The sequence below is a fragment of the Bernardetia sp. MNP-M8 genome, assembly GCF_037126285.1.
GTDB lineage: Bacteria > Bacteroidota > Bacteroidia > Cytophagales > Bernardetiaceae > Bernardetia.
Window position 1 is genome coordinate 4,504,725 of record NZ_CP147012.1, and the last position, 14,675, is coordinate 4,519,399.

The following is a 14,675-nucleotide window of genomic DNA, read 5'->3' on the forward strand; positions in this document are numbered from 1 at the left end:
AAACTCATCGTATCATTGTATCACACTTCAACTACACTTAGTCAAATCAGACTTATATGATTTACCAAAGTGTATGAGATTTATAAAGAAGTACAGAGAGAACAGGCTCAATGATGTACTGGCAACCTGCTAACAGCAAGGTGCTAATTCCTGCCTAAATCAAATTTTTTCTTTTTGAAATTAAGATTAATTCAAAAAGAATTTAGGACATATAAATTCTAACTATCATGTTTATACAGATTCTACAAAACGCCTTCTCAAGTTCACTACTTGAGCAAACCAATACCACAACATCATTAAATGCAAAGGTAATTTCTATTGCCTCTAATTTTCTTACTTATTCTTTTTCTCATATAGCCACTCCAAAGGTTATGTGCTGTTGTTGTTGCTGTTAATTTCTTCCTTAGGTTCTATTAATTTTCTTGTTTTTTGTACTTTCCCTAAAAGGAGAATGTTTTTTTGCAACTCTGCAAAACTAAATTATTTTATTTTAGCTTGAAATTTTACAAAATCTATTAAAAAAATAATTGTACCTACAATTTTTATTAAAATATACTTATCTATACAAAAAAAGAATAAGTATATTTTATACTACTTAATCTAATCTTTATTTTTCTATAAAGCGATAATATTACAAATTGTCACTCTAAAATCTACAAACTATGTCAAACAAACCATTGCATTTCGATACACTACAACTTCATGCAGGACAAGAAGTTGATCCAACAACAGGCTCTCGTGCCGTTCCAATTTATCAAACTACTTCGTATGTTTTCAATAACGCAGAACACGGAGCTAATCTGTTTGCTCTCAAAGAGTTTGGTAATATTTACACCCGTATCATGAATCCTACCACAGATGTTTTTGAGAAGCGAATTGCTGCCCTTGAAGGTGGTGTTGCTGCTCTTGCTGTTGCATCTGGACAAGCTGCACAATTTACAGCACTCAATAATATTTTGGAAGTTGGAGATAATTTTGTTTCTACTTCTTACTTATATGGTGGTAGCTACAATCAATTTAAAGTAGCTTTCAAACGCATCGGAATTGAAGCTCGTTTTGCAGAAGGTAGCGAAGTTTCTGCTTTTGAAGCTCTAATTGATGAAAAAACAAAAGCAATTTATTTAGAAACAATCGGAAATCCAGAATTTAATATTCCAAACTTTGAAGCAATTGCAGCTTTAGCAAAAAAATATGATATTCCATTGGTTGTCGATAATACGTTTGGTGCAGCAGGTTATCTTTTCCGTCCTTTAGAACATGGCGCAAACGTAGTAACAGCATCAGCTACAAAATGGATTGGTGGACACGGAACAAGTATTGGAGGAGTTATCATTGATGGAGGAAATTATAATTGGGGCAACGGTAAATTCAAACAATTCTCTGAGCCATCAGAAGGTTATCACGGACTTAATTTTTGGGAAACTTTCGGAGAAGGAAACCCACTAGGATTGCCAAATATTGCCTTTGCTATTCGTGCTAGAGTAGAAGGTTTAAGAGATTTTGGTGCTGCAATTAGTCCTTTTAATTCATTTTTATTACTTCAAGGATTAGAAACTCTTTCACTGCGTGTTCAACGCCACGTTGAAAATGCTCTTGCACTTGCAAAATGGTTAGAAAACCACGAATTAGTAGAAAAAGTAAATTACCCAGGATTGGAAAGTAGTCCATATAACGAATTAGCAAAAAAATATTTGAAAAATGGTTTTGGTGGAGTTTTATCTTTCCAAATCAAAGGAGGAAAAGAAAATGCTGAAAAATTTGTAAATAGCTTAGAGCTTGTTAGTCATTTGGCAAATGTAGGTGATGCAAAAACGCTTATTATTCATCCAGCTTCAACTACACATCAGCAACTTTCCGATTCAGACCAATTAAAAGCAGGTGTACATCCAACTTTATTGAGAGTTTCGGTAGGTATTGAATACATTGACGACATCAAAGGCGATTTTATCAATGCGTTTGAAAAAGTATTTGCTCCTGTTTTGGCTTAGTTCAAGCCGTTCAAACCTATAAGGTTTTTGAAAACCTTATAGGTTTGCATAAAAAAACCTTGTTTTGGCTAGAAAACAAGGTTCTGATTATCATTTGCATAAAACGAGGTTGCAGCCTCTTTGTGTTTTACTTATTTCAATCTTTCAAATTTACGAAAAAATGTCTATACTTTCTTTCTCATTTCAAGGAGTCAATAAAAGCTCAGCAAAATTCACAGGAAAAAGCCGAGAATTCGAACTCACCATCGACGAGCCTATTGAATTAGGTGGAACAAATGAATACCCAAACCCTGTCGAATATATTTTGGCTGGCTATGCAGGTTGTCTGAATGTGGTAGCTCATATAGTTGCTCAAGAACTTAATATTGTACTCAAAAAACTAGAAATAAATGTTTCTGGAGAGCTTAATCCTTCTAAACTTTTAGGAGAAAATACAACAGAACGAGCAGGTTTTCATCGCATTGAAGTTAGTCTGAAACCTCAAACTACTGCTACTGAAACTGAATTATTAGGATGGTTATACGAAATTGAAAGACGTTGCCCAGTAGGAGATAATTTGCAAAATCAAACGCCTGTTTCTTTGCAGATTGAAAAAAATCTTTTTGTAGCTTCTTTGAATTAAAAAATTGCACAGACTAGGAAGTCTGTGATACAAAAACAACCAATCAGCTATCAGAAAAATAGTGTCAATGGTCGGATAATCTATCTGACTTTGACTTCTATTTTCTAACCTCAAAAAACTTTCAATCCATCATTTTAGAAAAAGCAAAAATTACAAAAGGATTTTCAAGAATCTTCTTTTGTTGAGGCTCTTTACTACTGCCTTTATTGAACTTTTTTCTAAAAAATAATTCAAAAATAATCAGAAAAACTATGATTAAAGGATACGTAACTCTAGCAGGAGCAGGTTCGGGAGACCCTGAACTCATCACACTAAAAGCTCTAAAAGCACTACAAAAGGCAGACATAATCTTGACAGACCGTTTGGTTTCACCTTTTTTGATTGAAAAAGAAGCACGAAAAGATGCTCAAATTATTTATGTAGGAAAGCAGTGCAGCAAAGGAATTCATACACCACAAGAGGAAATTAATTTATTGATGGTAGAATATGCCTTGCAAGGAAAACAGGTTTTGAGATTAAAAGGAGGAGATGCTTCTTTGTTTTCTAATATTTTAGATGAACTCAAAATATTGAAAAAAAATGACATTCCCTATCAAATTATTCCGGGTGTTTCGGCTGCTTTTGGAGCTGCTGCTTATTCGGCTATTCCTCTGACAGCTCGCAATCATTCAAGAGGTGTTCGGTTTCTGACTTTGTATAATCTCAATCATATTACGCAAAAAGAATGGACGGATTGGGCAGAAACAAAGGACACACTTGTCTTTTATATGAGTGGTTTGAAATTGGAAAAGCTCACAAATCAGTTTTTGAAAAATGGAATTGATACATCAAAAGGCATAGCCATTATTCAGCAAGCTACTACGCCAGAGCAAAAAACAACGGTCTTTTTTTTTGAAGAATTGAAGTACAAAACGCTACCAGAATTTGAGCATGTTCCTACTCTAATTATTGTAGGAAAAGTAGTGAATTTGCATCACGAATTTGCTTGGTTAGAAGAAAAACAAACGCCTTTTCCTGCTTCTTCTTTTGTAGAATCTTATTTTGACAATCACAAAAACACTTATAAATATGCTGTCTGAATCTAAATTATCGGTATTACAAGAATTTGTGCAAAATGTTTCTCATGAGGAACTGATTTGGACAAAAGGATATTTGGCAGGTTTTTCAGACCGTCAGAATGTTTCTCAAAATACCATTGAAAATAAACCAAATTCACTTCCTGTCAAAACACTAAAACCATTAATTCTATATGGAACAGAAACAGGAAATGCCAAAAAAGTGGCTACTGGGTTACTTACTTCTTTCAAAAAGTCAAAAATTAAAGCCAAAGTGGCTGACGTATTTGGCTACGATATAAAAAAACTAGCAAAAGAAGATTTTGTTTTGTTTGTCATCAGCACACAAGGTGAAGGCGAATTACCACAAAATGCAAAGGCTTTTTATGACAAATTGAATAGTTCAAAAGAAAATTTTTCTCATCTAAATTACGCTGTTTTTGCGTTGGGAGATTCTTCGTATCCTCTTTTTTGTGAAGCTGGAAATTTGATAGATACACTTTTTGAAAAAAAACAAGCTCAAAGAATTTTATCTCTAGTAAAGTCAGATGTAGATTTTGTGCCAGTTGCTAAAAAGTGGGAACAAGACTTACAATTTGTTTTTCAGAAGTGGCAAAATAATTCAGTTGTAGAAAATGAGATTTTATCTGTTCCCTCAACAGCAGTTTCATCAGTTAAGAAGAATTATAAAGGCAAAATTTTTCATAAAGTAATTTTAAATGATAGAGGTTCGAACAAAGAAACGTATCATATCGAAATTGCAACTAATGAAAGAGTTGCCTATCAATCTGGAGATGCTTTGGGAGTTATTGCCAAAAATAGTGATACAGATATTGATAAAATCCTTACTTATTTTCAAGAAGATGCAAATCGTTTTTTGACTCTTAAAGGAGAAAACAAAACACTTTACGACTGGCTCAAAATCAGAAATATAAAAGGATTGAGTAAAAATTCTATTACCAAAATTTTGAAATTAATAAATGTAGATAATTTTGAAATACAAAGTGATAAAACGGATTTGATTGATATTTTGACACAAAATCCTGCTTTTTCAAGTCTCAAAATTGATTCAATATTAGAAATTTTATTGCCGATTGCTCCTCGTTTGTATTCTATTTCTTCTTCTTCGGAAGCGCATCAAGATGACGACGATGATATTAATAAAGGGGAAGTTCATTTGACAGTTACTTTAGATAAATTCAAGGTAGAAAATGACTTCAAAACAGGTTTAACTTCGCAATTTTTGGCAGATTTTCCACTAGAAACTGAATTTGATTTTTATATTCATTCCAATTCTAATTTCCGTCTTCCAACTGAAAATACACCCATTATTATGATTGGTGCAGGAACAGGAATTGCTCCTTTTCGCAGTTTTTTAGCTCAAAGAGATGCAACTGGAAGTGAAGGTGAAAACTGGTTATTCTTTGGAGAACAGCATTTTACACTAGATTTTTATTATCAAACCGAGATTCAAGAATGGATTGCAACAGGTTTACTTACAAAGTTTGATGCAGCTTTTTCAAGAGACCAATCCGAAAAAATTTATGTTCAACATCGTTTGAAACAGAATGCAAAAGAAGTCAATCAATGGCTAGAAGAAGGAGCAGTTTTGTATGTATGTGGACAAAAAAATCCGATGAGTCAAGATGTAGAAAATACATTGATTCAGATTATTTCTGAGCAAAGAAATGTAGATACACAAACAGCAAAACAGATTTTGCAAGATTTGGAAGAGCAAGGCAAATATCAAAAAGATGTGTATTGAGTACGTTCAGTTCCTCAGAACTGAATGAAACGCTTCCTCAGAAGCGTGATTTGACTAACACAAGCATGACGCTTCTGAGAAAGCGTATATGTTCGTTTCTGAGGAAACGAACACACTGCACATTAAATCACTAAAACACTAATCAAAAATGAGCAATAAATTATCTCCATTAGAAACCATAAAGACGGGTAGCGACGGACTTCGTGGAACAATAAAAGAAAGTTTGAAAGACAATTTTACTGGAAATGTTCGTCCAGATGACGAAGGTTTAGTAAAGTTTCACGGTATGTATGTGCAAGACGACCGAGACCGTCGTGCCGAACGTGCAGCCAAAAAATTAGACAAATTATATTCGTTTATGATTCGTCTGCGTATTCCGGGGGGAGCAATTGATTCGAAAAAGTGGCTTGCTATTCACGAAATTTCGGAGCAATATGGAACAGGCGTTCTCAAAATTACAACTCGCCAAACATTGCAATTACATGGTGTTTTGAAAAATCAATTACAGCCAACTCTCCAAGCCTTTAATTTGGCAAAATTAGATTCTATTGCAGCTTGTGGCGATGTAAATCGTAATGTGATGGTCAGCGCACATCCAAAAGTTTCTCCTTTGCATCAAGAAATATATGAATATGGTAATAAAATTTCTACGTTATTATTGCCAAAAACACAATCGTATTATGAGGTTTGGATAGATGATGAAAAAGTCTATGAGCGTTCTAAAGAAGCTGACCCTTTGTATGAAGACCGTTATTTGCCTAGAAAATTCAAGATTGCGATTGCCATTCCTCCTTCAAATGATGTAGATGTTTTTTCGAATGATTTGGGACTGATTGCACACATTGAAGACAATGAATTGAAAGGATTTAATGTGGCAGTTGGTGGTGGTTTGTCGGCTACTTTTGGAAATCCAAATACGTATTCTCGTTTGGGAACTGTTTTAGGATTTTTGGATAGCGAAGAAAAAATATTGAAAGCTGCTTATGAAGTGCTGACGATTCAGAGAGATTTTGGTAATCGTTCGGATAGAAAACAAGCTCGTTTGAAATATACGATTGACAAAATGGGAGTAGAAAATTTCAAAAAAGAACTTGAAAAGCGTATCGGTTTTGAATTTCTACCAGCAAAAGAATACAAATTTACAGAACGTTCAGATTTGTATGGTTGGCAGCAAAATCATGAAGGTAAATGGTTTTATACACTTTTCGTAGAAAATGGAGGAGTAAAATCGTATCAAAAAGAATTTTTGCATCAAGTGGCTCAATTAGACATTTCGAATTTCATTTTTACCTGTAATCAAAATTTGATTTTGGGAGAAATAAGTGAAGCAAACAAATCTAAAGTTGAAAATCTAATCGAAAAGTTTGCAATAGAAAAGCAAGATAGTGTTTTGCGTAAAAATTCTATGGCGTGTGTTGCCTTGCCTACTTGTCCTTTAGCTTTGGCAGAAGCACAGCGATATTTACCAAAATTAGTTTCTAAAATAGAACCTTTATTGGAAAAATATGGACTTCAAGAAGAGGAGTTAAGTATCAGAATGACAGGTTGTCCAAATGGTTGTGGGCGTTCGTATGTTTCCGAATTAGGCTTTATCGGAACTGCTCCAGAACAGTATAATTTTATGCTTGGTGGCGACCGTTACGGAGAAAGATTAAATCAACTCTACAAAGAAAAATTGAGTGAATCTGAAATTCTTACCGAAATAGACAGCCTATTTTCTCAATATGTAAACGAAAGAAAACCAAATGAAAATTTTGGAGATTTCAGTTACAGAAAATTCTTTTCTGCTAATTAATTTTTTTCAACCGTCAACGAGGCTTTGCCGTCGTTGAGGTAGCTAAAATTAAAATCTCGTTGATGGCGAAGCCTCAACGACGGTTAAATCAGACGATTTTTGATTCCAATTATCCTATCATTTTTACCATCTATGTCAAATACACTTTTTCCTATTTTCTTGAAAACAGAACGCTTACGATTTTTGCTTGTTGGTGGTGGAAATGTTGGTATTGAGAAAATAAGGACACTTCTCAAACAGAATCCAACAGCACATATTAAGCTCATAGCTACTGAAATTTTTCCAGAAATGTATGAAATATTGGCAGCTTATCCACACATTGAATATGCAGAAAGAGCATTCGAACCAAGTGATTTGGATGATGTTGAGCTAGTTATTTCTGCTACAAACGATTCAAAAATTAATGCACATATAAAATCCTTAGCCAATGAGCGAAAACTTTTAGGAAATGCAGCCGACCAGCCAAATTTATGTGATTTTTATTTGGGTTCGATTATCCAAAAAGGAAATCTAAAAATTGCCATTTCTACCAATGGAAAATCGCCTATTCTTGCTCGTCGAATGAGAGAATATTTTGAGGAAGCACTTCCAGAAACGATTGATGAAACAATTTTGGAATTGCACGACTACCGAAATACACTCAAAGGAGACTTTCAAAATAAACTCTTCCAGCTTAGCAAAATAACAAAATCTTTGAATGCAATTCCTGCTCAAAGTGAAATAGAACCAAACAATCCAAAAATAGAAACAGTAGAACCTATTGAAACGCTTGAAATAACTCCTCAGTCAAAAAAATATATACGACTCACTTGGGTAATTTCTATTGCTTTTCTGACTTTTTTTATTGGCTATGGACTTTCAGTTTTTGTGTCTGCGAATGAGTTACAAACTTTTGTTTTTCAGATTCCGACAGAGTTTTTTGAGATGATAGCGATTGGATTTTTGGCACAACTTGTTAATGGAAGTATCGGAATGGGCTATTGTGTGGTCTGTGCTACAGCTATGATGTGGGGAGGAATTGCTCTTCCTGCCATTAGTAGTAGTGTAAATATGTCAGGTGTATTTTCGAATGCCATCAGTGGATATTCACATTATCGTTTCGGAAATGTCAATAAAAAAATGCTCTACTGGCTTGTTGGTTTTGGAATGATAGGCGCAGTTAGTGGCGCACTTTTACTCATTTATTTGGGTGATAAATACAATCAACTGGCTTATTTGCTCTTGGCAATTTATACCTTGTTTGTAGGATTGCGCTTGTTAGTGGTATCGTTTAGGTCAGATTCTATAACTAAAAAATCCAAACATCTAGGACTTTTGGGAATAGTAGGAGGTTTTGCAGCAGCTTTTTCTGGAAGTGGCTGGGGACCTATCGTAACCTCTTCACTGATGAGCAAAAGAAAAGGAGTAAGCTATGTTGTCGGAACATCTAGTCTAGCTAAGTTTTTTATCAATTTTATTTCTTCGACAGTGCTTTTTTTCAGTATTGGAGTGAGTCATTGGTATGTTATTGCAGGTCTGATTTTGGGAGGTGTTGTGGCTGCACCACTAGGAAGTAGACTCACTAAAAAAATTCCTCGCAAACCTATGATGATACTTGTAGCCTTATTAGTGATTTTATCAAGCGTCAAAATCTTGATGAAATATGTATAGCGTTTTTAAAGTCCTCAACGACGGCAACGCCTCGTTGACGGTTAAAAAGTAAATAAATAAACCGTCGTTGAGGCTCAAATGCAGCCGTCAACGAGGAAAAAAATAATCTTTCAAAATTATGACAAAAAAAGAAATTTTAGCTTTTGCAGAAACTGAGCTTCATAGAGAATTATTTCCTTTAGAACTACTTAAAATTCTAGCTGAAAAATTCCCTCAAAAAGTATGTTTTTCGACAAGTTTAGGAATTGAAGACCAACTCATCACTCATTTTATCTTTAAAAATGAAATTCCTATTGATATTTTCACACTTCAAACAGGAAGGTTATTTGAGGAAACAGAACAACTTTTAGAACAAACTCAACATAAGTACAACCAAAAAATAACTGTTTTTGAGCCTAATCAAACTAAAGTTGAAGAATTAGAAAACGAAAAAGGCAAGTTTAGTTTTTATGAATCTGTCGAAAATAGAAAAGAATGTTGTTTTATCCGAAAAGTAGAACCTCTCAATCGTGCTTTAGAAAATTATACGATTTGGGTAACAGGAATTCGGGCAGAACATTCAGAAAATAGACAAAACATGCCTCTTTTTGAATGGGACGAAGCGCATAAAATGCTTAAAGTTCATCCTTTGCTACATTGGAATTTTGAAGATGTAGAAAAACGAATTAATATCTATCAAATACCTTACAACCCTCTGCATGATAAAGGTTTTGTAAGTATTGGTTGTAAACCCTGTACTCGTGCCATTAAAGAAGGCGAAGATTTTCGTGCTGGGCGTTGGTGGTGGGAAAATAGTTCCAAAAAAGAATGTGGATTGCATCAATAAGAAATAATTACGAATTAAAAATTATGAATGTAATACATCAATAATATTGTGTATTCAGTTCTGAGGAAATGAACACACAAAATAAATTACTAATTTAATCTAATGCCGTTGTCAGTGTCCTCACTGACGACAACTATACAAAAAAAACTATGAACTATTTAGATCAATTAGAATCCGAAGCGATTCATATTTTACGTGAAACAGCAGGACAATTTGAAAAACCTGCTTTATTATTTAGTGGTGGAAAAGACTCTATTGTCTTGGTACATTTGGCTCTTAAAGCCTTTCGTCCTGCTAAATTTCCTTTTCCTTTAGTCCATATTGATACAGGACATAATTTTCCAGAGGCACTTGCTTTTAGAGATGCTTTTACAAAAGAAATAGGAGAAAAACTTATTGTTAGGAATGTAGCTGATACTATCAAAGCTCAAAATTTAGCCGAACCAAAAGGAAAATTTGCAAGCAGAAACGGCTTACAAACTTATACTCTTTTAGAAACTATTGAAGAATTTGGTTTTGATGCGTGTATTGGAGGAGCAAGACGAGATGAAGAAAAAGCTCGTGCAAAAGAACGTGTTTTTTCAGTAAGAGATGAGTTTGGACAATGGGAGCCCAAATTGCAACGCCCAGAACTTTGGAATACCTATAATGGAAAAATTAGTAAAGGCGAAAATGTACGTGTTTTTCCGATTAGTAATTGGACAGAATTAGATATTTGGAATTATATCAAAAGAGAAAATATCGCTTTGCCGCCAATTTATTTTTCGCATTTGCGTGAATGTGTTTTTACATCAGAAAAGCAGTTAGTAGCCGTTTCGGATTTTATTCAGATTGATGAAAATGACGTGATTGTTACAGAAAAAGTCCGTTATCGTACCGTAGGAGATATGACATGTACGGCTGCTGTTCCTTCCGAAGCCTCAACACTTGATGATGTAATCAATGAAATTATCGCTTCCAGAATTAGTGAAAGAGGAGAAACACGCATTGATGACAAAGTTTCAGAAGCTGCGATGGAAGATAGAAAGAAAAATGGGTATTTCTAAAAATGTTATGCTTTACCGAACTGTTCCCTCAAAGGGAACAGTTCGGTGTAAATGAAGAATTACTAAAAAAATTACAATTATCTAAATTCAAAAAAACTATGGATATTTTACGATTTATTACGGCAGGAAGCGTAGATGATGGCAAAAGTACACTTATAGGTCGCCTTTTATACGATTCAAAATCTATTCTGACAGACCAATTAGAAGCCATTAGCAAACAATCCAAAAACAAAGAAAATGGAGAAATAGATTTAGCAATTCTTACGGATGGTTTGCGTGCCGAGCGTGAACAAGGAATTACGATAGATGTGGCTTACAAATATTTTTCTACGCCAAAACGCAAGTTTATCATCGCTGATGCTCCTGGTCATGTGCAGTACACACGCAACATGGTTACGGGAGCTTCAAATTCTGACCTTGCCATTATTTTGATTGATGCACGAAAAGGTGTTATCGAACAAACTCGTCGTCATTCTTTGATTGCGTCACTTTTGAATATCCCTCATGTCGTGGTGGCTATCAATAAAATGGATTTGGTTGGTTTTAGCGAAACAGTTTTCAATCAAATCAAAGAAGATTACCAAGCCATACAAGAATCTTTAGGACTCTCAAATGTAGAATTTATACCTATTTCTGCGCTGAGTGGAGAAAATATTGTTGATAGAAGTGCTGTGGTTATGAACTGGTATCAAGGCGACACATTGCTAGAGTATCTTGAAAATGTAGAAATTAAGCAAAACGAAAATCTTACTCATCCTCGTTTGTCAGTTCAATATGTTTTGCGTCCTCAAAGTGAAGAATTTCATGATTATAGAGGCTATGCAGGAAAAGTAGGAAGTGGAATTTTCAAAAAAGGAGATACTGTTTTGATACAACCTTCTGGAATTCGTACCAAAATAAAAGCAATTGAGCATAACTTAAAGGAAGTACAAGAAGTTTCGGCAGGGCAAAGTGTTGTTTTACATCTTGAAGATGAGATTGATATTAGTAGAGGAGATACGATTGTAGGAGAACAAAATGCTCCAACTGTTACTCAAAATATAGAAAGTCTTTTTTGCTGGATGGATACCAAAGACTTACAAGTTGGAGGGAAATATTTATTACAACACAATAGCCGAACGGTACGTTGTGTAATAAAAAATATTGATTATAAGCTCAATATCAATACATTAGAGAAAGAAACAGGCGCAAAAACAATTCAATTAAATGAAATTGGAAAGTTAGAAATCAAAACAGCATCGCCTTTAGTTTTTGATTCGTACAAAGAATTAAGAACCAACGGAGGAGCAATTTTGATTGATGAAACTACAAATCTAACGGCTGCTGCATTGATTTTACAATAAAAATTACTGTATTCGTAGGGCAAAGGTTTGCCTTTGACTGTATTGATATTCTTATAAACAACTAAAAGTCAAGCCTTTAACCTACTTTTTAAAATTCTGTCTTTTGTTTTTATAAAACTATCCTATGCTAAATTATTTTGATTCTGATTCTGAATTTGCCTTAGAAAGTGGGCAATCTTTGCCTTTGCTTCGTCTTGCTTATCATACTTTTGGAAAAATAAACGACAAAAAAGATAATGTCGTTTGGATTTGTCATGCGCTGACGGCAAATAGTAATCCGTTGGAATGGTGGGATATTTTAGTAGGAGAAAACAAGACAATTAACAAAGAAGAACATTTTATTATCTGTGTCAATATTTTGGGTTCGTGTTATGGTTCTACCAATGCACTTTCAGAAAATCCAAAAACAGGACAACCGTTTTATCATGATTTTCCTTTTTTTACCATTCGTGATATTGTAAATGGTATAGATTTACTTAGAAAAGAATTGCAGTCAAAATTAGGGTTTGATAAAATTTGGCTCTGTATCGGTGGTTCTATGGGAGGACAACAAGCGATGGAATGGGCAATAAAAGAACCCAATTTAATCGAAAATTTGGCTCTCATTGCTACCAGTTCAAAACATTCAGCGTGGGGAATTGCCTTTAATTCTACTCAACGTCAAGCAATAGAAAGTGATTCTACATGGAAAGAATCAAACCCGAAAGCAGGATTAAATGGAATGAAAGTAGCTCGTAGTATTGCACTTTTATCTTATCGAAATTATGAAGCCTACAATTTGACACAAACAGATAATGATGGCAGAACACAAAATTTTAGTTCTGAATCCTATCAAGTTTATCAAGGTGAAAAATTAGCCCAGCGTTTTGATGCTTTTGCCTATTACAATCTTTCCAAGGCAATGGATTCGCATGATGTTGGAAGAAATAGAGGAGGAGTTGAAAAAGCTCTTTCAAAAATTCAAGCAAAAACAGTTGTGGTAAGCATTACAAATGACGTTTTGTTTCCTTCTGAAGACCAACAACTTTTAGCAAAATATATTCCTAACTCAAGCTATTTTGAAATAAAATCTCCTTACGGACATGATGGTTTTTTGTTGGAAGGAGAAAAACTAGGTGAAATTTTATTAGATAATATTATTCTCAACAAAACCCTAAGGGTCTCCAAGACCCTTAGGGTTTAAAAAATACTAATATGAAAAAAATATTAAAAATTGGTTTGTTTGGATTTGGTTGTGTCGGAAAAGGACTGCACGATATTCTTCAAAACAACACCGAAAATACAGGATTTGAAGCACAGATTTTGAAAATTTGTGTAAAAAATAAAGAAAAAAAACGTGAGATAGATTCTTCCTTTTTTACGTATGATAAAAATGAAATTCTAGAAAATGAAGAAATAAATCTTGTTGTAGAACTTATTTCTGATGCAGAAGAAGCCTATCAAATTGTAAAAAAAGCATTGCTAAGTGGTAAAAATGTAGTTACAGCAAACAAAAAAATGCTTGCTCTGCATTTGGAAGAATTAGTAAAGATTCAGAAAGAAACAGGAACTTCACTTTTATATGAAGCTGCTGCGTGTGGAAGTATTCCGATTGTCAGAACGTTGGCTGAATATTATGATAATGAGCTTCTATATTCTGTAAGTGGAATTTTTAATGGTTCTTCGAATTATATTTTATCAAAAATTGCTAATGAAAATCTGACTTATGATGTTGCTTTGAAACAAGCACAAGATTTAGGTTTTGCCGAAGCTGACCCAACACTTGATGTAGTAGGTTTTGACCCCACTTATAAACTTTGTCTTTTGGCTGCACAAGCGTATGGAATTTTTGTAAATCCAGATGAAATACTTAGACTCGGAATTAATAATCTCAAGAAAGAAGATATTGATTTTGCTGCAAATTATAGTATAAGTAATGATAATAATCAAAGAACTACGAATTTCAAAGTAAAATTAGTAGCTAATATTTCACGTATTCAATCATCAAAAAATAGGAAGGCGAAGGATAATCAACTTTTACTTTATGTTTTGCCTACTTTTATTGATGCAGAAAATCCCCTCTATAATGTAGAAAATGAAAATAATGCTGTTTTGGTAGAAGCTGCATTTTCTGATAAACAAACTTTTATAGGAAAAGGAGCAGGAGGACATCCAACAGGCTCAGCAGTTCTTTCAGATATTTCTGCGCTGCGTTACGATTATCAGTATGAATATAGAAAAGTAAAAAATGTCGCTGTCGAGATCCCAACAACGACTGAATTTTCATCAACTAGAAAAGCTTTAGCAGAGGTTTATTTGCGTTTTGATGAAAACTTGAGTAAAAAAGAACTTCTTCAAAATATTGATTTTAAAGAAATTTTGATAGAAAATGAAAATTATATTATTGGCAAAATTCTTTTATCAGAACTTTTTGAAAAACGTAATTTTATAGAAGAAAATCAAATTTTTGTGGCAATTAGTGGAAATGTAGAAGCTACCAATGAAGAAAAACAAGAAAAAGAAACAACAATTTCTGAGAGTTATTGAAAATAATTTACCAAAAAAAATAGCCATTTTGTTATAAACAAAATGGCTATTTTTTGTAC

General features: G+C 33.8%; 11 protein-coding genes and 1 riboswitch. All 11 genes read left to right on the top strand.

The features are described from left to right. Positions 1-77 precede the first annotated feature (77 nt). Positions 78-187: riboswitch (SAM riboswitch) on the top strand. Between the two features lie 475 nt (positions 188-662). Beyond that, complete coding sequence (locus V9L04_RS18245; RefSeq protein ID WP_338791357.1) at positions 663-1,988, top strand: O-acetylhomoserine aminocarboxypropyltransferase/cysteine synthase; 1,326 nt, start codon at positions 663-665, stop codon at positions 1,986-1,988. A 160-nt stretch (positions 1,989-2,148) separates the two neighbouring features. After that, positions 2,149-2,610 carry an OsmC family protein gene (locus V9L04_RS18250; RefSeq protein ID WP_338791358.1) on the top strand — a complete coding sequence of 154 codons (462 nt, stop codon included), beginning with the start codon at positions 2,149-2,151 and terminating at the stop codon, positions 2,608-2,610. 251 nt (positions 2,611-2,861) lie between these two features. Then, complete coding sequence (cobA, locus tag V9L04_RS18255) at positions 2,862-3,689, top strand: uroporphyrinogen-III C-methyltransferase (protein ID WP_338791359.1); 828 nt, start codon at positions 2,862-2,864, stop codon at positions 3,687-3,689. Further along, positions 3,679-5,430, top strand: a complete 1,752-nt coding sequence (locus tag V9L04_RS18260) for a flavodoxin domain-containing protein (protein ID WP_338791360.1) — start codon at positions 3,679-3,681, stop codon at positions 5,428-5,430. Before cobA ends, V9L04_RS18260 begins: the two co-directional genes overlap by 11 nt. Before the next feature lie 148 nt (positions 5,431-5,578). Further along, positions 5,579-7,225 carry an NADPH-dependent assimilatory sulfite reductase hemoprotein subunit gene (locus tag V9L04_RS18265; RefSeq protein WP_338791361.1) on the top strand — a complete coding sequence of 549 codons (1,647 nt, stop codon included), beginning with the start codon at positions 5,579-5,581 and terminating at the stop codon, positions 7,223-7,225. A gap of 132 nt (positions 7,226-7,357) precedes the next feature. Next, the gene (locus V9L04_RS18270; RefSeq protein WP_338791362.1) at positions 7,358-8,875 is read left to right on the top strand and encodes a TSUP family transporter; all 1,518 of its coding nucleotides are present in this window, start codon (positions 7,358-7,360) and stop codon (positions 8,873-8,875) included. 118 nt (positions 8,876-8,993) lie between these two features. After that, positions 8,994-9,701: a phosphoadenylyl-sulfate reductase gene (locus V9L04_RS18275; protein ID WP_338791363.1), complete on the top strand. Its 708-nt coding sequence runs from the start codon at positions 8,994-8,996 to the stop codon at positions 9,699-9,701. Positions 9,702-9,850: 149 nt separating this feature from the next. Then, entirely contained in the window at positions 9,851-10,747 is an 897-nt protein-coding gene (gene cysD, locus V9L04_RS18280) for a sulfate adenylyltransferase subunit CysD (RefSeq protein ID WP_338791364.1), read from the top strand. Between the two features lie 98 nt (positions 10,748-10,845). Then, complete coding sequence (locus V9L04_RS18285; protein WP_338791365.1) at positions 10,846-12,090, top strand: GTP-binding protein; 1,245 nt, start codon at positions 10,846-10,848, stop codon at positions 12,088-12,090. A gap of 124 nt (positions 12,091-12,214) precedes the next feature. Further along, on the top strand, positions 12,215-13,273 hold the full coding sequence (gene metX / locus V9L04_RS18290; protein WP_338791366.1) for a homoserine O-acetyltransferase: 1,059 nt from the start codon (positions 12,215-12,217) through the stop codon (positions 13,271-13,273). An 11-nt stretch (positions 13,274-13,284) separates the two neighbouring features. Beyond that, positions 13,285-14,616 (top strand): homoserine dehydrogenase, encoded by a 1,332-nt coding sequence (locus V9L04_RS18295; RefSeq protein WP_338791367.1) that lies wholly within the window; start codon positions 13,285-13,287, stop codon positions 14,614-14,616. Positions 14,617-14,675: the final 59 nt, after the last annotated feature.